The following is a 25,339-nucleotide window of genomic DNA, read 5'->3' as shown; positions in this document are numbered from 1 at the left end:
TTATTCAGGGAAATTGTATACCAGATATTGCACGTTGGGCTCGGTGGGATAGTTTGTGAGTCGTCCTGAGCGTGTGATAAACGACAGTATGCCATTGTAAACACCATTGCCAAACGTGTACTGACCACCATAGATATTGATATAGTGAATACGACGGGCATCATACCTCAGCAGTCGCTCTACATCGGTTACGGGCATACCGTCAATCAGTACCAGCGTAGGCAGTGAGGTGTTATAGAACTCTTGCTCTTTGCGAACAATGAGCTGCGTTACACCGTTGTTCTTGATTTTTCTGACGTGCTTCACGTATTCAAGCAGCACCTCTCTGATGGTGAAAAACTGTCGGTACTCATCGAGGTTATAGGTCTGCTCAGGCTTGATGCCGAACACTTTCTCATCATAATCCAGTGGCACACCTTCTTCGGCTGTGTCGTCGGCAAAATCGCCTAAACGCAGTTCGCGTTTGGCCGGGGCAATCGCTATCTGATGCTTCTGCATGTCGAGCGAGCGGGCTTCTACCTCATGTCGATTGTAGTGGAACACCAGATGTGGCAACTGCTTAGGGAGCAGGGTGGCAAACGGGCTTATCATCTCGATGGGCAGGCTGACACCTGTGTACGACATGGCCGACAGTACCAATGGCTGCTTGCCATGGATGCCGTAAGTGTAGAACACGGCGATGGAATCGTTTACCATATCGCCCTCAAAGTAGTGTATCTGCTTGCCCACGATACTGAGCGATGGACGAATCTGATTGCCTTTGAAGGTCTTGCCGTTATATGCATTCTTAACCAGGGCTTTGATGATATGGCCTTCGCTTTCACGAACCTCTATGCCCTTCTGGCTTATCAGCTCGGCTGTCCCGTTGCTTATCGCGCACGACGAGCTGTCGGTTGGCAGCCACTTGATGTCGTCTTCCTTACTCTTATGCAGTGTGTTAACGATGGCTACCAGTTGGTTGGCTACCTTAGCGTTGTTGCGGGTATAGGCCGACAACACGTAGTAACCGCTATGCAGATCGGAAGGCAGCTCGATGACTCCCTCGCCTGATCCCTCTTTGAGATCGATGGCGATGCCAACAGCCATCCCGTACGTGTCGCACAGTTCGGCGTATGCTACTGTGGCGTCGTGGGCAGTAATGCTCACTTTCATGGCCTCGCCGGCCAGATACCATGTGCGGTCGGTCTTTACACTCTCTGCAAGGGCTCCTGTAGCGAGCACCATTGCGGCTATCAGTGATAATATCTTGTTTCTCATTTTAGTAACTTACGTTTTCTTCAAGTTTCCAGAAATCCGGCTCATAAATGTATGCACCTCTATATCTTACATCCAGCTGGTATTCGTATGCCCAGGCGGTTTCCAGTTCGCCCCCCGATAGTCTCTCGTCTTTCCATATACACAGGTACATGCCATCGTTTACTAATCGCAAGCACAGGGCATTGCTGGGGTTGATGGCCCAATAGCGCATATCTGGTTTGTAGGGATAGTAGATGTTGTAATCGTCGGCATTGATAAAGAACCGATATGCGCTCGTATTCAGCGAGCAGCCTATATATCCTATCACGCGCTTGCTCGATGTGAGACAATGGATATTGGTGGGCAGGGCCGATGGCATAGGTGTGAACAGGCCGCCCATCTCGTCGCCAGCCTGACGGCGAGCCAGCTCGTATTCGTACTCAGCCTTGCTGATGGCGCGCTGATGAATCAGTCCGCTATAGCGGTGATGTACGCGCTCGTCGCTGCGATCTATGTCGTACAGTTTGAGTTTCTCAATGTGCTGACTTTCGTAATTACGGCTTGAGCCCACCATGATGGTCGAACCGGTGTCGTTTATCCATCCGCGCTCAGGAAACTGGTGCATCTTAAAGATGCCCTTTCCCAGATTGACATCATAATACATGTTGGTGGTATAGTCAGGATGAACCTCCCAGGTTTCCTCGTATGTCCACTGGTAGTAATGAATGGTGCTGGGGTCGTCGGGGCTTTCAGGCGTTACCAGAATGTCGAGGTCACTCTCGGGCGTGTTCTGCACACATGCTACATCTGATATTCCTTCGGTTGGCATAGGTTTCTGAGGCTCCGATTCGTACACCTCACCGTCTACCTCAATATGCAGATAATACTCCACATTCGAGTTCAGAGCGTCGATCCAGCATCCGTAACAATCAGAATATGGTACTAAATAGGCCGTAATCTCGCTGCCGTCGGTGCCGCGAACGGATACACTGGCGTTGTTTTCAATCACACGGTCATCCGAATCATCTAATGTCTGTGTACGCGACAGAATGAAGGTATTATAGTCATTAGCGCGTATGGAGCCTTCTACAACCAGCAGATTGGTCTCGTCTGAAGGAATTTCGGCATTGAATTCCTCGATACAGCCCGACAGCGTGCATAAGCCAGCCATGAGGCATAGCGCGGTATATAGCGTTTTTCTCAGTTTCATCATATCTTAGTTGAATCGAATGTTAAGTGAAACATAAGGGATAGCTGTGCCAAACACCGAGAGCTTGTAACCCTGTATCTTATTCCCGTCGGACACATAATAGATGGTATATGCATTCTTGCGTGCAAGGGCGTTGTATACACCTATTGAGAACGATGTGTGGAAGAAGCTTGTAAGCTTGTGGGTAGGCTCAATATTGAACGCAAGGTCCAGGCGCATATAGTCGGGTATGCGGAATTTGTTGCGGTCGGTATAGTATGGCATGTATCTGTGATTATACGTGTCGTAGTATTTGCCGGCAGGCACCGTGGTGGGGCGGCCTGTGGCGTAGTTGAAGTTGCTCGAGAAACTGTATCTCTCGGTAAACTTGTAGTTCAGCACAGCCTTCACCTCGTGCGGCCGGTCATATTCGGCTGGATACCATTCTCCGTTGTTCAGAGGCATGGCCACTCGGCTGTCATCCTGTTTCAGCAACGAGCGCGAGTAGGTGTAGTTCACCCATCCGTTCAGCTTGCCCAGTGGTTTCTTGGCCTGCAGTTCTATACCGTAGGCCTTTCCCTTGGTCGAGATGACGTCTGTTTCTAGGTGGTGGTTCATCAGGAGTACAGCCGAGCTGCGATAGTTCAGGTAGTCGCTAATGTGCTTGTAGTACACCTCAGCCGAGAACTCGTAGTTCTTATTGGCTGTTTCGTGATAGATACCTGCAGCAGCCTGCCAACCAGTCTGGGGCTTGATGTTGAGGTCTGACAGCTTCCAGATGTCGGTAGGCGACATAATTAAGGTGTTCGACACTTTGTGGATATATTGGTGCATGGTGTTGAAACCAGCCTTCAGCGAGAGGTTGTCCTGCAGCAAATACTTGGCCGACAGACGGATTTCGGGGGCGTGATAGGTTTTGATGATGCCCGATTCGTGGCGTGTTTCCAGCAGCGTCTTTTCCGATGGCAACTCGTTGGCGTCGTAATAGTTCACGTTGCGCGGACCGAGGGCATTGAACATAGAATAGCGCAGTCCGGCTGATACAGACAGCTTCTCGTTAAACTGATGCTCGTAGTCGATATATGCTGCACTCTCCAGAGCCTTCTCCTTTTCAAGCTGGTCGGTGGTGATGCACGACTCTTCGCCCACGGGCTCGTATTTACCAGCCTGCACATTGTAGTGCTGCGTTGAGAGTCCGTAGGTAAGCACCTCTTTTTCCGACAGGCGGTGACGTATATTCAGCTTGGCCCACAGCTGGTCGATGCCGAAACTCAGTCGGGCGGCCATCGAGGGCACGTATCTGTCTTCGTTAAAATAGTCGTAGTGGTCGAGCCCGGCCGAGAATGTGGCAGTTATCTTTTCGTTCAGTATCGATCGCCACTCGGCCGATATGTTGCGGTTTTTGTAGCCGTAGTTGTCGTCCGAGCTGAACGAGAACTTGTCGTAGCTCCAATAGCCGAACACCTTCAGGCGGTGCATGCTGTTTATCTTCCACGTCAGCACGCCACCGAAATCATAGAAGTTGGCATTACCGTTCTTGTAGCCACTATCTTCGGGCAGCTGCTTCAGAATCCAGTCGCTATACGTGGTTCGTCCGTTCAGTAGCAGCGATACGTGGTCCTTCACGATAGGTATCTCCAGATTGGCCTTGCTGGTCAGGGCGCCTATGCTGGCCGAGCCCGTCAGCTTCTGCATGTTGGCCTCTTTCGAGTTCACCTTCAGTACGCTGCTGATGCGGCCGCCGTATTCTACCGGGATGCTCGACTTGAACAGCTCCACATCCTCTACGGCATCCGAGTTGAACGATGTGAATAGTCCGAACAGGTGCGAGGGGTTGTAAACCGTGCCGCCGTTAAATAGTATCAGGTTCTGATCGGTAGCACCGCCGCGCACATTATATCCGCTCGATGCCTCGCCCACGCTGGTAACACCCGGCAGGGTGAGGGCTATCTTCATGATGTCCGATTCACCAAAGGCCGATGGGATGTTCTTCAGTATCTGGGGCTTGAACTTCTCCGAGCCTATCATCATGTTGTTCACGGCACTCTGTCGGCCGCCCACAACCACAATCTCGGCCAGCTCTTGGTCGTCGGCAATGCTTGCCTTTGCCTTCTTCACGCCTGGCACGATATATACCTTTGTTCTCGACGATGTAACCGATGTGGCCACCGAGTCGTTGTCGAGAACGGGGATGCCGGCTATGAGCGACTTCTCGTCGATGAGTTGGGCGGGTGCAGCAGGCTGTGTGGTGCTTGGGGTGGCTTGCTGTGCAGCTGTAGCAGGCTTGTTCTCGGCTATCGGCTTGCCCTCGATGCTGCCAGCCAGTGTGGCCAGACTGCGCTCGCGATGGCTCTTCATGAACGAGAGGTGATTCTTGCGGGCAAACCTCTTGATTTGCTTTTTCTGTTCGGGAAACAGCTTGGCCACATCCGATGCGCGCTTCACATGATGCATCTCGCCGTCGGGAGTAACAAGCGTGTAGTAATCGTTGGTAAGCAGCGTCTTCAGGTATATCTTTCCGTCAATCACCTTTTCGCCGTTGTAGTCCTTCCACTCGCAGTGATACAGGCGTACGCCGTTGGTGCTGCCATCGCTCAGCAGGGCTGCAAAGCGCAGACTGTCCTCCGGATCGTGCACGTATCGGTGACCGTCCATCTCAAACCAGTCGATGTGCTGCTTTTCGGGCACACAGAGGTAGTTGCCAATGGGCGATAACACCACCACCCTCTGTGCAAACAGGTCGAAACGTAGCTCTACGTTTTCGTAAACCACGCCATGATAGCTCACGCGCCCCTTACACAAGTCGGTGCTACCTTTGTAATAAGGCATGTCGTGCCACAGTCCTAATGGATACTGTGGCTCGACAACACCTTGATACAGTCGGGCAAAGTCAGCAGCTGCAGAGAAATATTCCTGCGCCCTAACACTCCGTACGATTGCCATCATACAGACCAATACCAACAAATATTTTTTCATATCTTCAATAAAACTCTAACTTTTTATGGTCAGGTACACATATAGAGAATGCAAAAATACTAAAATACTGTATGAGAAACGAAATTTTTAACAAAGTTTTACTTTAGAGTGAAACCTATAATTTTATCGTGCAGATGATTGCGGCTATTGCTTCGGCTATTGATGCTGCATTGGGCACTACGAGCTGCATGGGACACGGGCCATTTTAGTAAATGTCCCTCAAATGTCCCTCAAATGTCCATCGTATGTCCGCCACATGTCCATCGTGTATCCGATAGCATCTGAGTTTGGAGAGAAAGAGTTTGGGAATCATTAAAAACAAAAAAGCCTCAAGTTTAACCTTGAGACTTCGTGGTGGACCAGCCTGGGCTTGAACCAGGGACCTCCAGATTATGAGTCTGTTGCTCTAACCAACTGAGCTACAAGTCCGATGCAATTTACGTTTTGCGGCTGCAAAGGTAAACAGAATTCTTTAAATATCCAAATTTTTAAGAGGAAATAACTAAAAATGTTTGTATCGCGGGGCAGAATTGCAGATTTTTGGCTAACTTTGCACCCCAAATGGAGAAAATATACGATATTAATCAGATAAGTATACCATCGGAGTGCGCAGCTACCATAGGCGTCTTCGATGGGGTGCATGTAGGCCATCGACATATCATACAGCAGATGATAATAGATGCCCAGCAGGCAGGGTATAAATCGATGGTGATTACATTCGATCGTCAACCACGCCAATTGTTTGATGCCAACTATAAGCCGCAGCTGCTTACCAGGCAGGAGGATAAAGAATTACTTCTTTCGGACTGTGACATAGACTATTTGGTTGTGCTGCCGTTTACTATGGAACTGGCACAGCTGTCAGCACGCGACTTTATGCAGCAGATATTGAAGGACAAACTGAACGTGAAGCTGTTGCGACTAGGCTACGATAATAGGTTTGGCCGCGGCCGCACAGATACATTCGATGATTACGTGGAGTATGGCCGCGAGATGGGTATAGAGGTGCTACAAGGCTCGTCGCTGCAGGTGGAAGGTTTTGACGAGCCTGTGAGCTCATCGCTGATACGCCGGCTGCTAGCCGAAGAGGGTGATGTGAGAGTTGCTGGAACTTTACTCAAGCGTGAATATAGCGTGTTTGGCGTAGTGAAACCTGGTGAGCACATAGGAAGCACACTGGGATTCCCAACGGCTAACCTGGAGCCTTCGGACCCCAATCAGCTGATACCAGCATCGGGCGTTTATGCAGTGAGGGCTATACTGGGCTACGGAGTTATAAGGAATGGCATGATGAACATAGGCACAAGGCCCACGTTTAATGGCAAGAAACAGACGCTGGAGGTGAACATTTTTGACTTTGAGGGCGACCTGTACGGCCATGAGATAGTGGTGTTCTTTATTGAAAGAATACGCGAGGAACGCCGATTTGACAATCCGGAGACGCTGAAGGCTCAGCTAGAGGAAGACAAGAAACAAGTAGAACAAATACTCAATATGAAATGAAGAAAGCATTATTTTATACCATCATTTTCGCCGCCATCCAGATGGTGATAGGGGCTATTGTGATGGCCGTTTGGAAGATTGTAACGCACGAAGAGCCTCAAAGCAGCGTGCCCTGCCTGATAGTAGCATCGGTGGTAACAGATATCGTGGTTATCGCATTGTTCCTGAAACTGAAGTGGAGCGTGGTTTCGCCTAATTGGATACGTACGCGCCCCTGGTCGGTGCTGCTTTGGTGTTGCGTGGCTTCTATTGGCATGCTGGTGCCATCGCAGTGGCTACAGGAGTCGATGCCCGAACTGCCCAACTGGGCTGAGGACTTGTTTGTTGGGCTGATGAAGAATCCATGGGGCTACGTGGTGATAGGACTGGCTGCCCCGTTTGTAGAGGAGCTGGCCATACGCGGCGCCGTGCTACGCGAGCTGCTGAAGTGGAACGAGAATCACTGGGTGGGTATCACTATATCGGCTGTACTGTTTGCGCTGATACATGCTAATCCGGCTCAGATGCCGCATGCTTTCCTGGCAGGCCTGCTGCTGGGTTGGCTCTATTATCGCAGTGGCAGCATTCTGCCTGGCGTGATGGTGCACTGGGTGAACAACTCGGTGGCCTTTGGTGTCGGTCATGTGATGATGGCTATCGACCCTGCCAGCAAGGGCGACATTACCTTGTTGCAGATGTTTGGCAGCGATGCCCGCGTGATGATGGCGATAGGGTGCTCGCTGTTGATGTTCGTGCCGGCGATTTATCAGTTGAATTTGAGGATGAAAAAGGCATAGCCCTTGATTAGACCACCCCTGTCCCCTCCTACCTCAGGAGGGGAAATATTGGGGGAATAGAATTGAAGAAGGCTGCTCCCGATGCGTTCGGAGGCAGCCTTTACTTCAGCGTTAGTATTTCCTGAAAATTTGAGAGAAACGAAACTTCACAGTTTCTTCGTTTTTTGTTTTACTTGTTTTATTATAAAGAAAGCATAGAAAAAAATATCTTACTCAATAATGGTGGGAGCATCTTTCGTTACCTTCACTGTGTCGGCAAAGTTCTCGGCCTGAATGGTTCCGAGAGAGTTGACAGAGTCGGCCTCGTGCATCTGCTGGAACTTAGCATAAGCATCCTTCGGGTCGTCCCATCCACGATCCCATGGTGCCTGAGCGGCATTGCCAAGGGTGAGGACGATGGCTACTACGGCAGCAGCACGGAACAGAGGCATGAGGCGCGAGGTAAGGGTTACAACCTTGGCCTTGGATTCTTCCTCCTCCTGACCCACCATTGCTAGAATACGGGCATCGAAGTCATCGCCAAGAACCTCCTGATGCTGCTGGGCAGCAAACAGAGCCTTGTACTGCTCTAGCTGGGCAGGAACATCCTCCTGGCTGAAGAATGTGCGCAAGATAGCCTCTTCCTGGAGTGTGGTTTCACACTGCCAATAACGCTCCAGCAACTGTTCGATGTACTTATAGTCCATATTTCTCTGATTTTATATATTTTTGTCGGATGGCTTGTCGGGCTCGGAAGATGTTTACTTTCACCTGTTCTTCGCTTATAGCCATGATCGACGCTATTTCTTTGTAACTTTTGCCTTCAAATTCTCGCAGGTGCATGGCACTACGTTGTTTCTCGGGCAGCTCGCTTATTAATCGGCGTATCAGCTCAACTCGGTCGCGCTGCATAGCCTGTTCCTCAGGATTGGAGGAGTAGCTGTGGTCGGGCGAATCATGCTCGCCCTCCTCAAGGCTCTGGTTCTGGTTTTCCAGCTTGCGCATCCTATCCAGAGATAGGTTTCGGCAGATGGTGAGGCAGAAAGCTTCGATGGATTCTATCTCGTCCCACTGTTCGCGGCGGTTCCACACCTTGATCATCGTGTCTTGTACTACATCCTCTGCCTCTGCAGGGTTGAGGGTGACTCGAAGTGCAAGCCTATAGAGCTCGTTCTTCAGGGGCAAGATGTCGTTTTGGAAACTAATCTTTTTCATCCTCTTCTTATTATATGACGAATAGCCTGGGGCAAATGTTACAAGTAAAACAAAAAAATTATGAAATAATTGTGCCACTTTGGCCGTCGATGGCTGTGGCAAGGGTAATAATCACTCTATTTACACCTGCATCGATGGCACTTAGAGCATTCTCGATTTTAGGTAGCATGCCGCCGCTGATGGTGCCATCGGCCTTGTAGCGCTCAAAGTCGGCGCGGGTGATGGAGGGGATGACAGAGTCGTCGTCATCGGGGTTGCTAAGCACACCTTTCTTCTCGAAACTATAGATAAGTGTTACATCATAGTAGGGGGCCAAAGCCTTGGCTGTTTCGCTGGCGATGGTGTCGGCATTGGTGTTGAGTATATGGCCTTGGCCGTCGTGAGTGAGCGGAGCCATAACGGGGGTGATGCCTGCCTCAATGAGCTTTGAGAGCATCTCGCCGTCGGCCTGATCCACATCGCCTACAAAACCAAAGTCGATACCGTCCTTAATGGGGCGCATGTGGCTGCGGATGACATTGATGTCGGCACCAGTTAGTCCGAGCGCATTAACACCGTTGGCCTGCAGACGGGCCACAAGGTTCTTGTTTACCAGTCCGCCATATACCATCGTTACCACGCTGAGCATATCGGCATCGGTAATGCGGCGGCCACCCACCATCTTCGACTCTATGCCTAAGTTGGCTGCTACCTGAGTAGCACGGCGACCACCACCATGAATCAATACCTTGTGCCCACTTATGGCGCTAAAATCCCTTAAAAGCAGGGTGAGCTGAGTCTCGTCTTCGACTACGGCTCCTCCTACTTTTACAATAGTGAGCTTCTGTTTCATTTATTTAAACTCGAACAGATTGATGAATCCTGTCATTGCAAATACCTGACGCAGATCCTCGTTGATGCCACGGATGTAGATATGGCTGCCCTTTGGTTTGGCTGTCTTAAGCAGTGCAAGGAACAGGCGCAGACCACTTGAAGAGATGTACTCAAGATTGGTGCAGTCGAGAATGATGTCGTGGCCAGAGCAGTCGTAGAGTGGCTTCATGTCCTCTTCTGTCTGAGCTGATGCTGCCGTGTCAAGACGGCCCTCGAAGTACATTACAAAATAATTGTCTTCTTCTTTAAATGTTGTCTTCATAATGCTATAAGTTTTTAGTGAGATTTTTGCTGAGCGTAAGCACGTTCTTGCCGTCCACACGCTCGTAATTAATTGTATCCATTATCTGTCGGATCAGGTGAATACCCAATCCTCCTATTCCGCGCTCCTCGGCCGAGAGGGTGGTGTCAACCTCGCCCTTGGTGGTTGGATCGAAGGGGGTGCCGCTATCGCTGATTACAAACTTCAGCTGTTCATTGGTTGCCTCGGCATCGATGTCTACATCGCCCTTTGTGCCTGCGGGATAGGCGTAGCTCATGACATTGACCACAGCTTCCTCGATAGCGAGGTTCAGCTTAAGCGCTGTGCTCATGTCGAATCCAACGTTCTCGCAGACTTCATCGACGAACATTCCGAGCTCGGTTGTAGCCTGCACGTCGTTAGGTAGAGTAATATGACGTTGGTACTGCATGTTAGGTTTTATTTTTAAGTTATTATTCTAGATATGTATATCCGTATAGGCCAGAGCGGTAGTTTGATAGAAACTCCTTGCCCTCTTCGAGAGAGATTTTACCCTGCTTGACACTTTTAGCTACCCACACCTCGAGCTGGCGGACCAGCTTCTTGGGGTCGTACTGAACGTAGTCGAGTACCTCGGCCACGGTCTCACCATCGATAATCTGGTCGATGTGGTAGCTGCCATCCTTCTCTGAGATATGAACGGCATTGGTATCGCCAAACAGGTTGTGCATATCACCCAGAATCTCCTGATAAGCACCTACCAGGAACACGCCCAGATAGTAGGGCTCGCTCTTTTTGAGTGCATGTACAGGTAGTGAGTGCGAATTGTTGCGATTGGTAACAAAATTAGCCACTTTACCATCGCTGTCGCAGGTGATGTCCTGAAGTGTGGCATTTCGGGTGGGGCGCTCATCAAGACGCTGGATGGGCATGATGGGGAACAGCTGGTCGATAGCCCAGCTATCGGGCAGACTCTGGAACAATGAGAAGTTGCAGAAGTACTTGTCGGCCAGTAATTTATCGATATTCATCAGCTCCTCGGGGATGTGCTTGAGGCCCTTGGTAAGGATGTTAATCTCATGACAAACACTCCAGTACATGGCCTCGATCTCAGCGCGCGTCTTCAGGTCTACGATGCCGTGGGCAAACAGGTCGAGTACCTCTTCGCGTATCTGCTCGGCATCGTGCCAGTCTTCGAGTACGTTGCGAGGCGAGAGGTTATCCCAGATCTCATACAGATCCTTTACCAGCTGGTGGGCGTTCTCATCGGGCTCGTACTCCTCGGGCATCTCGGGCAGTGAGGCTGTCTCAAGTACATCGATTACCAGCACCGAATGGTGTGCTGCCAGCGAACGGCCGCTCTCGGTAATGATGTTGGGATGAGGCAGATTATTTTTGTTGGCAGCATCTACGAAGGTATAGATACAGTCGTTCACATACTCCTGAATAGAGTAGTTGACCGAACTTTCGCTTGAAGGTGAGCGAGTGCCGTCGTAGTCGACACCAAGTCCACCACCACAGTCTACAAAGTCAACATTGTAGCCCATCTTGTGCAGCTGGATGTAGAACTGCGAAGCCTCGCGCAGGGCAGTCTGTATACGACGTATCTTGGTGATCTGAGAACCGATGTGGAAGTGAATCAGGCGCAGACAGTCGCGCATATCCTTCTTATCCAGCATCTCCAGAGCATCCAGCAGTTCGGCACTGGTGAGTCCGAACTTTGAGGCATCGCCGCCACTCTCTTCCCATTTGCCTGAACCGCTCGAAGCCAGTTTTATGCGGATACCTATATTAGGACGGATACCCATCTTCTTGGCTACCCTGGCAATGATTTCGAGCTCGTTCAGCTTCTCGACCACGATGAAGATGCGTTTACCCATCTTCTGGGCCAGCAAAGCCAGCTCGATGTAGCTCTGGTCTTTATAGCCGTTGCAGACGATGATGGAATCGCTTTGGCACTGTACGGCAATCACGGCATGCAGCTCGGGTTTAGAACCGGCTTCGACACCAAGATTGAACTTCTTGCCGTGCGATATAATCTCCTCGACAACGGGCTGTATCTGGTTTACCTTGATGGGGTAGACTACGTAGTTCTCGCCTTTGTAATCGTACTCCTGAGCAGCCTTCTTAAAGCAGCTCCAGGTCTTCTCGATACGATTGTCGAGAATGTCGGGGAAACGCAGCAGTACTGGTGGTGTGACATCACGCAGTGCCAGTTCGTCCATCACCTCACGCAGGTCAATCTGCGTGTTGTTCTTGCAAGGTGTGACGTAGACATCGCCCTTCTCGTTGATGCCAAAATAGGAAGTACCCCAACCATTGATGTTGTAGAGTTCCTTCGAATCCTCAATCGTCCATTTCTTCATATATCAAGTATTTCTTTTATCTTATCAACGCTGATTTTTATTTTCTCGTAATTGTCCATTAGGCTTACATCTAGCGTGTACTTAGCCTTGGTGTAGTATGGCTCGCGCTTGTCAAGCTGTTCGCGGATAAAGGTTATCAGCTCTTCGGGACTCTTGCCCTTGATGAGCGGACGTTCTACCTTTCCCATCAGCAGGTGGTTGTAAAGCACCTCGGGGGTGGCTTTAAGATACACCGTCTTGCCTTGCTGGTTTAGGTAGTCCATGTTATCAAAGAAGCAGGGCGTGCCGCCACCACAGCTGATGATGACATTCTCGAACTCAGCCACCTCGTGCAGCATGTTGTACTCCATCTTTCGGAAACCCTCTTCGCCCTTCTCGGCAAATATCTGTGCCACCGTTTTGCGCATGCGGCTTTCAATGTACCAATCGAGGTCGTAGAAAGTGGCCCCTAACTCTTTTGAGAGCGCTTTGCCGATAGTGGTCTTACCGGCCCCCATATAGCCTATCAGGATAATACGATTCATGCCTTATGCTGTTGCCTTTTTGGTAGTCTTTCTAGTGGCGCCCTTTCTGGTTTTCTTGCCACCTTTATCATCACCCTTCAGTGCCTCCATATCTTGGATAACCTTCATACACTCGGCATATGTAAGCTCCTTGGCATTCTCGTGCATGGTCTTGGGCAGGCGGTAGTTCTTGCCATCGTACGACAGATATGGACCATACAGGCCATTCATGATCTCAAGCTTGGGATCCTCGAGGAAGAACTTCAGGTGCTTGGCAGCCTCGGCTCTGCGCTTATCCTGGATCAGGGCAATAGCTTCATCGAGTGTGATGGCCATCGGGTCGGCATCCTTGGGCAGCGATGCAAACAGGTTCTCATGTTTTACATAAGGACCGAATCGGCCTGCACCAACGCTTACGGGCGAACCCTCGAAGTCGCCAAGCTCGCGAGGCAGCTTAAATAGCTCCATAGCCTCTTCGAGTGTGATGGTTTCCATGCTCAGTTCCTTTGGCAGCTGGGCAAACAGAGGCTTCTCTTTATCTTCTGATGAACCAATCTGTACCACTGGCCCGAATCGGCCGATCTTTACAAACACTGGGCGGCCGGTCTTGGGGTCGTCACCCAATACACGCTCGCCGGCCTTGAACTTCTGGCGGCTGTTCATGGTTTCTTCTACTGTAGGCTCAAAACTCTTGTAGAACTGCTTCATCATGTCCTTCCACTGCTCGTCGCCCTCGGCAATCTTATCGAAGTCCTGCTCAACCTTGGCTGTAAAGTTGTAGTCCATGATCTCGCTGAAGTTTTCCATCAGGAAATCATTAACCACAGTACCGATGTCGGTAGGAATAAGCTTGCCTTTATCTGAACCAGCCATCTCCTTGCGGGTCTTCTGAGTAACCTGCTTGCCCTTGAGCTGGTAGATAGAATAGAAGCGCTCTTCGCCCTTGCGATCGCCCTTCATCACATATTCGCGCTGCTGGATGGTAGAAATGGTTGGTGCATAGGTTGAAGGACGACCGATGCCAAGCTCCTCCATCTTGTGTACCAGACTAGCCTCAGTATAACGCTGTGGGCCGGCACTGAAACGCTCGGTAGCAAGTATCTCGCGGCGCACCAGCTCCTGGCCCTTCTTCATGGTAGGGAGAGAGTGGCTGTAGTCCTCTGATGACTCATCATCGTCGGATGACTCGCGATAAACCTTGATGAATCCATCGAACTTAACAACCTCGCCCTGAGCAGTGAATACCTCATCGATATCATCACTCTTGATGGTGATGGTGGTCTTCTCAATCTCAGCATCAGCCATCTGGCTGGCAATGGTGCGTTTCCAGATCAGCTCGTACAAGCGTTTCTCTTGGGCGCTGCCTTCGATATTACTCTTGTCCATATACGAAGGGCGGATGGCTTCGTGAGCCTCTTGAGCACCCTTGGAGTTTGTATGATACTTACGGGTCTTGCTATAGTTCTCGCCATACAGGTCGATAATCTCCTTCTTACTTGCATTCAAGCAGAGCTGCGACAGATTTACAGAGTCTGTACGCATATAGGTGATACGTCCGCTTTCGTACAGGTGCTGGGCAATCATCATGGTCTGACTAACAGAGTATCCAAGTTTGCGGGCAGCCTCCTGCTGAAGTGTTGATGTGGTGAATGGGGGAGCTGGTGTACGCTTCATGGGCTTCTTAGAGATGGTCTCGACGGTAAATGTAGCCGTCTTGCACTTCTCTAGGAATGCCAGCACTTCGGCTTCGGTCTTGAAACGTGTGCTCAGCTGTGCCTTAACCTCTGATGCCGATCCATCGGGATTGGCAATGGCAAACACACCATTAACACTATAATATGGCTCGGAAGTGAAGTTCTGAATCTCGCGCTCGCGTTCTACTATCAGTCTTACTGCAACACTTTGTACGCGACCGGCTGAGAGTGCGGGCTTAACCTTACGCCAGAGGACTGGAGAAAGCTTGAAACCTACCAGACGGTCGAGCACGCGGCGGGCCTGCTGGGCATTAACCAGATCCATATTAATATGGCGTGGGTGCTCAATAGCATCCAATATGGCTGTTGGAGTAATCTCGTGGAAAACAATACGATTGGTCTTGTCCTTGTCTAGTCCTAGCACCTCACAAAGATGCCATGATATAGCTTCTCCTTCACGGTCTTCATCGGATGCCAGCCATACAGTTTTTGAATTAGCAGCTTTCTCTCTCAGATCTTCTACTAGTTTTTTCTTCTCTTCTGGAATCTCGTATTCTGGTTCCAGAGTCTTGTCGTCGATGCTGATTTCTTTCTTCTTCAAATCGCGGATGTGTCCGTAACTTGACATTACCTTGAAATCTTTTCCTAAGAATTTCTCAATTGTCTTTGCCTTTGCGGGCGACTCCACTATCACTAAGTTCTTTTGCATATTTCTGTCGCATTATATTTCTTTCGGGCTGCAAAAGTAAGCAAAAAACTCTCTTTCACCTTATTAATATAGAAGTTTTTTGTTTTATTAACAGTTTTGAGCCAAGAAACGGTGTACTGCCTCGCGTATGGAGCGAAGTCCGAAACGCTCTACGTATACTTCATTTAATGGAATCCATTGCAGATTTGCAGCATCGTCGGCAGCCTTCACTTCAACATTTTCGTCAACACGGCATAAGAAGAAGAAATCGAGTGTATGGATATCCATGCTCGAGTAGCGATATACATTGGGAATGGAGAATTGATACTCGACGGTTTTGGGGTCGATAATCAGTCCCGTTTCCTCTTTGATCTCTCTTACCATGCCTTCTTCGGCGTTCTCGTCGTTATCAACAAAACCGCCAGGCAAATCTAGTGTGCCTATAGCAGGCTCCTTGCCTCGTGTGGCAACAAGAAGCTCATCTTTAGAGTTCAGAATGAATGCTGCTGTTGACGCACGCGGGTTCTGATAGAATGTGAAACCACACTGAGAGCAATGACGGCTCAGTGCATTGTGAATCTCAAAGTCCTGACTGCCACATTTGGGGCAGAATCGGAATATCTCTAATGGATGTTCGGTCATAGGGCAATAGAAATTACCAGTTATCAGTTCTAAATGGGAATAACGGCAGATTGGCTCCGTTCTTAACATTGCCTATCTGGAAGTTGCGGAAGCAGTAACGTACAGCTACAGGCTTTTTGACATCGGGCGAGGTAAGTTTGATAGCCTCGTCCCAATAGCCGCCTCCTGGCTGCCAGAAGTGTACTGCTTTTGCGGGATAAAAAACCTTGTCTTCGCCTGCAATCTCGAAACCTTGTATGTCCTCGAATGGTGCATCGGTGTGATAGTTGTTGTCAAGATGGATATAAACGGCATCGCCTTTAATATTCATATCTTTATAAGTTGAACTCTGATAGAGCACGTTCTCGAATCCATAGTCGCGGTTTAGTGCTGTATATGCCAATCGCTCGCCAACCTGCTGCTTCTGAGTGGGGTGAATCTGGCTGAACTCGTATGGGTATACCAAATCGTTGATACATACCAACGAGCTGTTTGGAATGATCTTTTGGGCCTTAAACTGCTGTTCACGAAGCAAAGCACCACTGATGGCGTTGTTGTCGTCGTCATAGCGATAGGGGGCTATCTGTACAAAGTAGAAAGGAATCTCGCCAAGACCAAACTGGCTGCGCCATTGTTCAACCAATAGTTTTAGGCGCTTAGAATACTGATCGCCTGGGTCGCCTACGTTTGAGCATCCCTGATAGTAAAGAATACCTTTGACGGTGAAATTAAGTATAGGATTAAACGTTCCGTTGCCCCATAGCAGTGATCGATGATAATCGTACTCTGACCATTTCTTGCAGATCTCAATAGAATCAGTAGGATCGCTGGTGTATTTCTCTAAATTATCCTTTGTGAGCCAGCTTTCTACACGCGAACCGCCTTTGTTGGCCTCAATCAGACCGATGGGGATGTCGAGTGCTTGGTGCATGGTGCGAGCAAAGAAATATCCTGTGGCCGAGAAATCTCCAACCGTTTTCGGAGAGCAAACACGCCATTCGCACTGAGCATCGTTAAGTGGCTTTGCCGACATGATGCTGGGAATTTTTACAGAACGTACTCCTTCGTGTTTTTTTGAATCGATGACTACTTGATTGTAGTCTTTTACAGGACACATCCAGAACCCCTTAACAGGCATCTCCATATTCGACTGTCCTGCACATACCCATACTTCGCCCGCAAGAATATTGTTGATGGTTACTTTCTCACCATCGTCGAAAGTGATAGATAGTGGGGTGTAACTGGCTTTCGGGGTTCTTACTTTTATCAACCACTCACCTTGCTTGTTGGCTTTGGTTGTTTTTACTTCATTGCTCCAGGAATTGGATATCTTTACTGTTTGACCAGGTTTGGCCCAGCCCCACAGACGAGCTTCTGTCTGTTGTTGTATCACCATGTTGTCGCCAATCAGATGTGGTAACTTAACCTTTGCCTGGGTTCCAAGTGATATTGCAACAATTGCAGCTAAAATTAGGTTTCTCTTCATTTTTTGTTGATAATTTCAAGTTTATGGCGACAAAGATACAAAAATAAAAATAAAAATATTACCTTTGCACCGCGATTAACATATTTAAAGCAATGAAAAGTTTGAAAACGATATTATCTACCCTGCTGTTGGCCTTCACAGCCACAGCTTTTGCACAAAAAGGTACAACAATGAAATTATGGCCAAATGCTCCCGAGGTGGTGAGCGCTGATGAGAAAGATCAGGCAGAAATAACAGTATATCTACCAGATGCTAAGAAAGCAACAGGTAGAGCTGTGGTATGTTGCCCTGGTGGTGGATATAGTCATCTGGCTATGGATCATGAGGGGCATCAGTGGGCCCCGTTTTTCAATACTCAGGGTATTGCACTCATTGTGCTTAAGTATCGTATGCCTCATGGTAATCGTTTAGTGCCCATATCTGATGCCGAAGAGGCAGTAAAGATTGTTCGTCGCCATGCAGCAGAGTGGCATATTAACCCCAATGATGTAGGTATTATGGGCTTCTCGGCTGGCGGTCATCTGGCTTCTACCATCGCTACTCATTCCAAAGGCGATGCTGCGCCAAACTTCCAGATTCTCTTCTATCCAGTGATTACGATGGATCCTGGTTTTACCCATAAAGGGTCGCATGATAATTTTTTAGGTGTGATAGAGAGTAAAAAGGAACTGAAAAAACTTGAAGTTGAATTTAGTAATGACCTTCAGGTCAATCGTGTTACTCCTCGAGCATTCCTTGCCTTGAGTGACGATGATAAAGCGGTGCCTGCCTGCAATGGCTTTAGCTATTATCAGCAGTTGTATAAACACGATGTTCCTGCCTCTATTCATATCTATCCTACAGGTGGGCACGGATGGGGATATCGTGAAACATTTGAATATCACTATCAAATGGTTTTTGAACTTAAAGCATGGTTGAAAAGTTTTTAAAATTTGAATATGTATTTTACTGGAATTATAATTGCTGTCTGCACTTTTCTTGCCATAGGTATTTGGCATCCTATTGTTATAAAAACTGAATATTATTGGGGCACTCGTCCTTGGATACTATATCTCATCATAGGTTTGGCTTGTGTGTTTGGCGCACTTTTTATTGAGGATGCTATCCTTTCTTCAATAGTAGGAGTGTTTGGAGCTTCTGCCCTTTGGGGGATAGGAGAACTCTTTGCACAGAAAAAGAGAGTGGAGAAAGGTTGGTTTCCCAAGAATCCTAAGAGGAAGTATTGATATTTATTTGTTAAAACTATACACAAAAACGTATAATATTTGCAAAAGTATTTGGTTTATTCTGATAAAATATGTAATTTTGCAGCAGAATTAATTCGTTTAGCTGAAATTTAACTATTTATAGAGTATGAGAAAATGCCTTTTGAATGGAGTTGCAGCCCTTGCTATGGGTTGTGCAATGACAGCCTGTACACAGGATTTTAATTACGAGCAGCAGGAACAAGAAGCCTCCCTCAACAATGCTCAACAAACACTTGGTTTCTATATCCCAGAGAACCAAGATTGGGTGATGTCTGCAATGATTACTGCAAATATTCCTGTTGATATTAAGGATGGTGAGGTTTATACGGTGAAAGTGTACTCTAACGATCCTTTAATGGATGGTGTTGGCTATGTGTTGGCAACAGATGTTGTGAATAATGGACAGAATTTTACGGCAACATTCCGTGCCCCATCGTATAAACATGTTTATTTTTTCGGTTTGACCAATAACGAGGGGGAAACAGTATATCGCTCGGCAAATATTGAAGATGGAGAATTAAAGGAGTTTAACGAGGATAAAGAAATAGTATACGATGAGGTGGAAGTAAGTGCATCAAGAACACGTTCTATTACGGTTAATGGTGATACTTATAGTGCATTTACTGCACCTACTTCTTCTGAAATAGCAGATGCTTTTCCCACATCAATTCCTTCTACAGCATTAGAGGTTGCCGATTTGACCGGAAATTTGTATTTTGTATACAAGGACAATAGTACTGGCCGAAATTATAAAGTAACCAGATCTGGCGAAGTGACAATCGGCGGAACATGGAGTAATGATTATAATAAGTCAAAAGCTAATAATATATACGTTGATGTAGATGGCGATGTCACCATTAAACGTGATGGAATGGAGTTTGCTAATATTTATATATTGAGAGGAAATGTAACCCTTGATAGTAATTATGGAGAATGCGGAGGTCTTATTTCTGTAGCAGCAGGTGCCACATTGAATGATAAACGTGACCACATCGCACACAATGGCGGTATTAGGCTTTATAACAGAGGTACGGTAAATGCCCAAAATGCGGGGGGCTATGATATAGGCAATAATGCTGCTGTTTATAATGAAGGTGCATTTGCAGTTACGGGGCCATTAAGCTATAGTGCTGGTTCTAGCAATACATCTTACTTTATGAATATGGGTGATGGTTGTGAACTTACTGCACCATCAATGACAATGAACTCTACTTGTAATTTCTATAGCGATGGAACAGTGAACATTGCTGGCGAAACCAAGGTAACGCAAGCAGGTATAACATGGATTAACAATGGTCATTATACAACCAGAACGATGGTGTTTAGTGCTCACAACGGAACTTTCTATAATTATTGCCAGCTTATTGTTACAGAGCAATGCAATTTTACCGATGGATCGTTTAATATGATGCAGAACAGTTATGCAGAATTGAATACTGCCGTATTTAATAACTTCCGTGTAAACATGGCTAATAACTCTGGCTTTAATGTGAAGAATGGTTCTAAGTGGGGGCGTCAGGGTGCTGACTTTATTGGTAAGAACCTGATGCAGGGATTTGTTGCATCAGACGATAATGCTAAGTGTTTTGTTCGTCTTGGTGGTGAGACGCAGGTTCCTGTCTATACCGGATATGCATTCAATGTTCAAGGAGCTAATCTGACTCTTGCCTACAATAGCATTAAGTTCTATAAAGGTTTTAATAGTATTGATATGTATAGCACTTATAGCAATGTAAGTTATTGGAGTGAGACAACTGCCGAACAGTTGGCAGCCAACCAAGATGGCGATAAAACATGGAATACTCATAATGTTACCAAGTTTGTAACTGGTGATGATTTTGCTAACGTTAAAGTCGAGACTAAGAGTGGTCAGTGTGCTGCTACATGGACTATTCCCGGCGAACCAAGTATTGTGGAGGAGAATCAGAGCTGGACATACGCTTTCGAGGATAACAAGACGCGTTGCGACTTTGATTTGAACGATGTGGTTATCCAGGTTAGAGAGAGTGATGCCGATGCTTCTAAGCTTATTGTAACCTTGGTTGCTGCTGGTTGTGAATACGATAACTATGTTTATCTAGGTGACACTCGCATTGCATGGGCAAATGGATCTGAGGTACACGCAGCCTTAGGTCAGTCTTCTGGCGTCATGATTAATACGGGCAATGGTAAGGGCGTTGATGCTACTCCTGTATCCGTGACTATTGATAAGCCCTCGAATTTCGATTTCCAAAGTGCCGACTTCAAGATTCGTCCATTCAGAATCGGTTCGAATCCAGATGAGGAGACAGGAGCTGTTGATGGATATATCACCATTCAGAAAGCTGGTAATACAGATGGCCTTTGGGGACCATTAGGTCTTGCTATTCCTGGCAGATGGAAATGGCCAAAGGAGCGCTATACTGTTAACTATGCTTATCCTGAGTTTACAAGTTGGGGTAAGGAAGCTGATCTTACACTCAGACCAGAATTGAGTGGCTGGTATGAGAATCCTACATCAGGACTTGTTTATGGTGAATAAGATTTTTTAATACTCTATTATAGTTAAATTTAGGAGGGGTGTTCGCGTGATGTGAATGCCCCTCCGTTTTCTGTTTAGCTATATTGGGTTAATACGTAAGCTGTTTGTTGGGATAGAGATACCAGTCAAGATAATTGTTATGATCCTCAGCCCACTCTCCGAATGAGTGACCTACTGTGGCGTATGCGCCATACATAGCGACCTTGCCATCTTCTGTCTTTTTCCGATATCCTATTTCATGACCCTCAAGCGGATACAGGAAATCTGCTTCGGGAACCATTAGTGCCCAGGGTAGATCCTTAAAGGATGGTACGAAATACTCGTGGAGCACTTTGGCTGATTTGAACTGCTCGGTGTGAGTCTCCCAAACACCGCCATTGTACTCGGTAAGGATAAATGGATCAAGCGTGTCGAGAGTAAAGTTATCTAGTACTGAACTGAAACCGTCCTTAAATCTTATTACGTAGCTGATAGTACGTGGAGTACGTATCTGGTAGTTATCGCCAACAGAAGTCAAAACATTGTATTTCTTACGCTGGAAGAGCCCGTAGTCGAGACTCATATTAAATGCCATTGCCCAATGCGCATCACAAAACATATTCAACACTGCCTCATGGTTCTGGCCTTCAATAAGAAGGGTGGTGTCTTTATGGAAGTAATACTGTTTCTGGGGATTGAAGCCTTCATTAAACGAATCTCCATTTGTTGTATATACCGAGTCGATGTTCTCGTAAAGATAACCTACTAGTCGGATACAGCCTGCAATCTGCTTATCGGCTCCAATCGCCGAAATAGTAACATTGACGGTTATTTCGTTTTCGGCTGTACGCTGCTGAGATACACGTAGAACTATATCATTATAATCGTAGTCGCCAGCTTCTGGATAATTTTCTTCAAAAAGGTAAGTATAGGTCTGAGGTTTATGTGATGTGATTGCCACGCCTTTTGTAACATCAGTGAAATCTATTGAAAGTGGTGATGAAGACGTAGGCAGGGATGATACATAGAGAAGGCCGCTTGCATCAACCAGCGCTGCATAAATAGTTGACAACTGATAAGGTACATTGACAGTTAGTGAACCCGACTTTCCTGAGGAAACATAAATCTGACTCATCAATTCTGCATTTGAATCGGTTAGAGGGTTGGCTGTATAAACACGTAACTGTTTATAACTTGAGCCCGAAGGAACCTGAAAGCGCAGGGTTTTATCTTGTGAGAGTTGCCACATGTGTTGCTGGTCTACACTATCTACCTTAGAATAATAATGTATTAACTCTTCATGTATCTTTTCATCGTAAACATTCTTGTTGCATGCCATCATTCCTAAGGTGATGGCGATGCCTGCTATGATGGTAGTAATCAGACTTTTATGCATTTCTTTTCTGTTTTTGTGGCCAAAATTACAAAATAATCTGATAAGTGATGCATATTTTCTAAATATTTACAGATTTTAACCATAAAATTCATACAAGAATTCGAAAAAAGTGGTAACTTTGCACCCGAAAATCTATATAGTTACGTAACAATTTTATTAAAGTCTATATGAAGAAGTATTTGATAGCAGGGGCATTGGTTCTTATCTGCAACGTTTTTATGAGTAGTTGCGGTGAGGATCTGGGGAATTACAATTCCCTTGAAGAAGAAAAGAAAGCCCAATTCGCACAGAATTTCGAAAAGTTCTATGGTCAGATTAGTTCTACCCAGGATTGGGGATTTGGTGATGCAGCACTTTCTGCTGTACATGCCAAAACACGTTCTGTGAATGTGAATGGTAATCTATGGTATCAAAATTGGAATCGTCCTGTAAATGTTACCGCTGATGAGGCTGCTAAGGTATTAGCAGAGTTCAGCAAAAAACGCGAGAACCAGACCAATACTATCACTATCAATTGGAATAATTATTGGGTACATCAGGTTCATCAGAGTAATAATTCATATTATGATGGTTTTGGTCAGAGTACGGGCGATATCCATGCAAGTATGAATAAAATCATTGCTTATAATACAAGTGGAAGCAGTTATTATTATGAGCATGTAAACAACTTCAATAATGGCACCAATACAACCGTTTATACTGATGATGAAACGAAACAGCAGTACATTGGTACCACGTTGATGCTTGATATGGGAACTAATGCATCTAATACAAATCAGTTTGGATATCATAATACCCGTGATAGTAAAGATCACTTTGAGTATTATATTATTGCTGGTGCAGATATCGATGCATCGCTTGCTGGTTACTATTATGTTGGTTTCGACTTCTGTGCCTCTCCTTCTGCAGAACAGGCGAATAATAAGAATATGTACGTGGGTCGTGATTGGATTTATAACGACTGGATTGTGAGAATCAGTCCTGCTACATCTTCTGGCTCAGGCAGTAGTACTGGTGGAGGTATTAGTACAGACACTGATGGAACCGAGGTTTATACTAAGCAGCATGTGCTGGTACACAAGTGGGTGTTCTGTGAGGACCTTGGAAGCTCATCAAATAGGAAGGATTACGACTACAATGACTTAGTCTTTGATGCTCGAATTGTAGACGAATATAAGGTAATCAAGAATGCAGATGGTACCGAGAGCGATTATCCTGGTGATAATACTCATAAGTACTATGCCAAAATTACTCCGCTGGCAGCGGGAGGTGAACTTGCTATGTGGTTCGATCAGGATAACACTCCTGTTCACTCACTCTTTGCTTATGGCGTAGCTAACAATGTATTGATTAATACTTGCAATCCTGATCAGGAAATCAGTATGTCGCATATGGAGGGTCTTTCTGCTAAGACTTTCATATATAACTTCAATTCGCTTAATGATGCAACGATTAACAATATTACAATCTTTGTGAGATATTCTTCTTCTACCTATGATCTTACTGCCGAGGAGGGTGAAGCACCTCATAAGCTTTGTGTTCCACCAGGTACACGCTGGGCTTACGAACGTACTGATATCAAGGAGGCTTATACAGGCTTTTCAGATTATGTAGTGAACAGAATTGATCCATGGAATGATGGTGTTGAGGCAAACCTTTATCCACTCGATGGAGTACCTGATAGCTTGAAAATAGATCAGTATGGTCAGTATTTCTATATAAAGGATAGTGCAAATAGTACAGAGAATACAACCTATACCGTTACACCGTCAGCGAGTGAGACATCTATCTGGACTGGTGAAACTAATTTTGTAAATTATAGTAATTCTGTTGAAATAGCTGCTAGTAATTTCGCAGAAGTTGGCGATGGAACCATTGTGCGCTTCTATGGCGTGGCAAATAGTTCATTCAATGTAAAAGCAATCTATTTAGCCAATACTTGGACAGATGTTGATTTGGGCGATACTCGTTGGGTAACAGGAAATGATAAGTGTAATTATGAAAACACCGCACTAAATAGCTATATTGAGTTGAAACTTAATGCCACTACTGCTGAAAGATTCAAGAGTCAAGGAATGCGTGTATATGGCAACAATTTTAAGCTTCTCAGTGTTACCTATGATAATAGTAATCAGCCAACTCCTGCTGCAGAAGAAACCCTATGGACCGGTCCGTTGGATTTCGGATGGAGCAACAAGATTTCCCTTGCTTATGGCGCATTCATGAATAAGGGACTAAAAGCTGGCAGTATTATTCGTTTCTATATGCAAAGTAGTGCAACAAGCTATAATGGTTCTGTAAATGACTGGAACTTTAAGATATTTACCGGCTACGAACAAGGTTGGACAATGAATGATTGTGATAAGAATGGTTATAATACTGATATAAGTAAAGGTTACTTCGATTATGTACTGACCAGCGATGATGCACAAGTTCTCGCTATGGAGAAGAATTTAGGTTGGACTCCAAGTTCTAGTCTGCAAATACAAGGCGAGAAGTTTATCTTAAATAAGATAACTCTTATTCCTTAAAAATTTAAACTTCAAATTCAAAATAAGACTTTAATAAATTGTTGGGGAGGGCATCTGCGGGAGCAGATGTCCTTCTTGTTTGGGATAAAAATCGCGCAATTAAGGATTATTAACAGTAATATTCGTTAATGGCAAACTATTTTTCGTATTTTTGCAACGTGAAAATGAGTGATTTGGTTTTTTACCAAATACTTTGCATCAAATACTTAAACGAGCTAAATTAAGGGAGTGAGCGTCTACGTGAGTAAACGCTTACTTTTTTTATTATTGCCTTAATTGCTTGTTTATATCAGAAAAATGATGTAACTTTGCACGCTGA

The 25,339-nt window shown here is 46.4% G+C and carries 20 protein-coding genes, 1 tRNA gene and 1 pseudogene; 7 read left to right on the top strand and 15 right to left on the bottom strand.

Translation table 11 applies throughout. The features are described from left to right. From BUB86_RS04070 to BUB86_RS04060, 3 genes are read right to left on the bottom strand one after another with little or no spacing between them, the layout of a single operon-like run. The gene (locus BUB86_RS04070) at positions 1 to 1,257 is read right to left on the bottom strand and encodes a hypothetical protein (RefSeq protein ID WP_073205869.1); all 1,257 of its coding nucleotides are present in this window, start codon (positions 1,255 to 1,257) and stop codon (positions 1 to 3) included. 1 nt (position 1,258) lies between these two features. Next, complete coding sequence (locus BUB86_RS04065) at positions 1,259 to 2,449, bottom strand: DUF4249 domain-containing protein (protein ID WP_081373085.1); 1,191 nt, start codon at positions 2,447 to 2,449, stop codon at positions 1,259 to 1,261. A 3-nt stretch (positions 2,450 to 2,452) separates the two neighbouring features. Then, positions 2,453 to 5,401, bottom strand: a complete 2,949-nt coding sequence (locus BUB86_RS04060; RefSeq protein ID WP_081373084.1) for a TonB-dependent receptor plug domain-containing protein — start codon at positions 5,399 to 5,401, stop codon at positions 2,453 to 2,455. 122 nt (positions 5,402 to 5,523) lie between these two features. Between BUB86_RS04060 and BUB86_RS18105 the strand changes: the two are divergent. Beyond that, positions 5,524 to 5,610: pseudogene (locus tag BUB86_RS18105) on the top strand (smalltalk protein); the annotation flags it as partial. 143 nt (positions 5,611 to 5,753) lie between these two features. Here the strand turns inward: BUB86_RS18105 and BUB86_RS04055 are convergent. Continuing rightward, positions 5,754 to 5,830 (bottom strand) — tRNA-Ile (locus tag BUB86_RS04055). 132 nt (positions 5,831 to 5,962) lie between these two features. On the opposite strand from BUB86_RS04055, the gene BUB86_RS04050 reads away from it, so the two are divergent. Both BUB86_RS04050 and BUB86_RS04045 read left to right on the top strand, forming a co-directional pair. Continuing rightward, positions 5,963 to 6,904 carry a bifunctional riboflavin kinase/FAD synthetase gene (locus BUB86_RS04050; RefSeq protein WP_073205844.1) on the top strand — a complete coding sequence of 314 codons (942 nt, stop codon included), beginning with the start codon at positions 5,963 to 5,965 and terminating at the stop codon, positions 6,902 to 6,904. After that, a complete protein-coding gene (locus BUB86_RS04045; RefSeq protein WP_073205840.1) occupies positions 6,901 to 7,680 on the top strand; it encodes a CPBP family intramembrane glutamic endopeptidase in 780 nt (259 codons plus the stop codon). The genes BUB86_RS04050 and BUB86_RS04045 overlap by 4 nt, the downstream gene beginning before the upstream one ends. 209 nt (positions 7,681 to 7,889) lie before the next feature. Here the strand turns inward: BUB86_RS04045 and BUB86_RS04040 are convergent, their stop codons facing one another. The 10 genes from BUB86_RS04040 to BUB86_RS03995 form a co-directional block, all read right to left on the bottom strand. Continuing rightward, positions 7,890 to 8,366 carry a hypothetical protein gene (locus BUB86_RS04040; protein ID WP_073205838.1) on the bottom strand — a complete coding sequence of 159 codons (477 nt, stop codon included), beginning with the start codon at positions 8,364 to 8,366 and terminating at the stop codon, positions 7,890 to 7,892. After that, positions 8,356 to 8,874: an RNA polymerase sigma factor gene (locus tag BUB86_RS04035; protein WP_073205836.1), complete on the bottom strand. Its 519-nt coding sequence runs from the start codon at positions 8,872 to 8,874 to the stop codon at positions 8,356 to 8,358. Before BUB86_RS04035 ends, BUB86_RS04040 begins: the two co-directional genes overlap by 11 nt. A 58-nt stretch (positions 8,875 to 8,932) precedes the next feature. Next, positions 8,933 to 9,706 carry an acetylglutamate kinase gene (argB, locus tag BUB86_RS04030; protein ID WP_073205834.1) on the bottom strand — a complete coding sequence of 258 codons (774 nt, stop codon included), beginning with the start codon at positions 9,704 to 9,706 and terminating at the stop codon, positions 8,933 to 8,935. Continuing rightward, positions 9,707 to 10,009 carry an STAS domain-containing protein gene (locus BUB86_RS04025; protein WP_073205831.1) on the bottom strand — a complete coding sequence of 101 codons (303 nt, stop codon included), beginning with the start codon at positions 10,007 to 10,009 and terminating at the stop codon, positions 9,707 to 9,709. 4 nt (positions 10,010 to 10,013) lie between these two features. Beyond that, positions 10,014 to 10,439: an ATP-binding protein gene (locus BUB86_RS04020; RefSeq protein WP_073205827.1), complete on the bottom strand. Its 426-nt coding sequence runs from the start codon at positions 10,437 to 10,439 to the stop codon at positions 10,014 to 10,016. 22 nt (positions 10,440 to 10,461) lie between these two features. Continuing rightward, complete coding sequence (gene speA, locus BUB86_RS04015; RefSeq protein ID WP_073205824.1) at positions 10,462 to 12,354, bottom strand: biosynthetic arginine decarboxylase; 1,893 nt, start codon at positions 12,352 to 12,354, stop codon at positions 10,462 to 10,464. Then, positions 12,351 to 12,878, bottom strand: a complete 528-nt coding sequence (locus BUB86_RS04010; RefSeq protein ID WP_073205820.1) for a shikimate kinase — start codon at positions 12,876 to 12,878, stop codon at positions 12,351 to 12,353. Before BUB86_RS04010 ends, speA begins: the two co-directional genes overlap by 4 nt. A 3-nt stretch (positions 12,879 to 12,881) precedes the next feature. Beyond that, entirely contained in the window at positions 12,882 to 15,260 is a 2,379-nt protein-coding gene (topA, locus tag BUB86_RS04005) for a type I DNA topoisomerase (RefSeq protein ID WP_073205817.1), read from the bottom strand. Positions 15,261 to 15,347: 87 nt separating this feature from the next. Continuing rightward, complete coding sequence (locus BUB86_RS04000; RefSeq protein WP_073205814.1) at positions 15,348 to 15,881, bottom strand: NUDIX domain-containing protein; 534 nt, start codon at positions 15,879 to 15,881, stop codon at positions 15,348 to 15,350. A 13-nt stretch (positions 15,882 to 15,894) separates the two neighbouring features. After that, entirely contained in the window at positions 15,895 to 17,346 is a 1,452-nt protein-coding gene (locus BUB86_RS03995) for a sialate O-acetylesterase (RefSeq protein WP_073205811.1), read from the bottom strand. Positions 17,347 to 17,438: 92 nt separating this feature from the next. Between BUB86_RS03995 and BUB86_RS03990 the strand changes: the two genes are divergently transcribed. The 3 genes from BUB86_RS03990 (at position 17,439) to BUB86_RS03980 (ending at position 21,114) form a co-directional block, all read left to right on the top strand. After that, complete coding sequence (locus BUB86_RS03990) at positions 17,439 to 18,275, top strand: alpha/beta hydrolase (RefSeq protein WP_073205809.1); 837 nt, start codon at positions 17,439 to 17,441, stop codon at positions 18,273 to 18,275. Positions 18,276 to 18,284: 9 nt separating this feature from the next. After that, positions 18,285 to 18,572, top strand: a complete 288-nt coding sequence (locus BUB86_RS03985; protein WP_073205806.1) for a DUF4491 family protein — start codon at positions 18,285 to 18,287, stop codon at positions 18,570 to 18,572. Positions 18,573 to 18,699: 127 nt separating this feature from the next. Beyond that, a complete protein-coding gene (locus tag BUB86_RS03980; RefSeq protein WP_139261391.1) occupies positions 18,700 to 21,114 on the top strand; it encodes a DUF4842 domain-containing protein in 2,415 nt (804 codons plus the stop codon). Positions 21,115 to 21,202: 88 nt separating this feature from the next. Here BUB86_RS03980 and BUB86_RS03975 read toward each other — a convergent pair whose 3' ends face one another. Beyond that, positions 21,203 to 22,489 (bottom strand): LruC domain-containing protein, encoded by a 1,287-nt coding sequence (locus BUB86_RS03975; RefSeq protein ID WP_073205800.1) that lies wholly within the window; start codon positions 22,487 to 22,489, stop codon positions 21,203 to 21,205. 167 nt (positions 22,490 to 22,656) lie between these two features. On the opposite strand from BUB86_RS03975, the gene BUB86_RS03970 reads away from it, so the two are divergent. Further along, the gene (locus BUB86_RS03970; RefSeq protein ID WP_139261389.1) at positions 22,657 to 25,020 is read left to right on the top strand and encodes a hypothetical protein; all 2,364 of its coding nucleotides are present in this window, start codon (positions 22,657 to 22,659) and stop codon (positions 25,018 to 25,020) included. The last annotated feature ends 319 nt before the right edge of the window (positions 25,021 to 25,339 follow it).

The sequence above is a fragment of the Xylanibacter ruminicola genome (genome assembly GCF_900142525.1).
GTDB lineage: Bacteria > Bacteroidota > Bacteroidia > Bacteroidales > Bacteroidaceae > Prevotella > Prevotella ruminicola_A.
The sequence above is the reverse complement of the archived record's forward strand: the minus strand, read 5'-3'. Positions and strand labels throughout refer to the sequence as shown.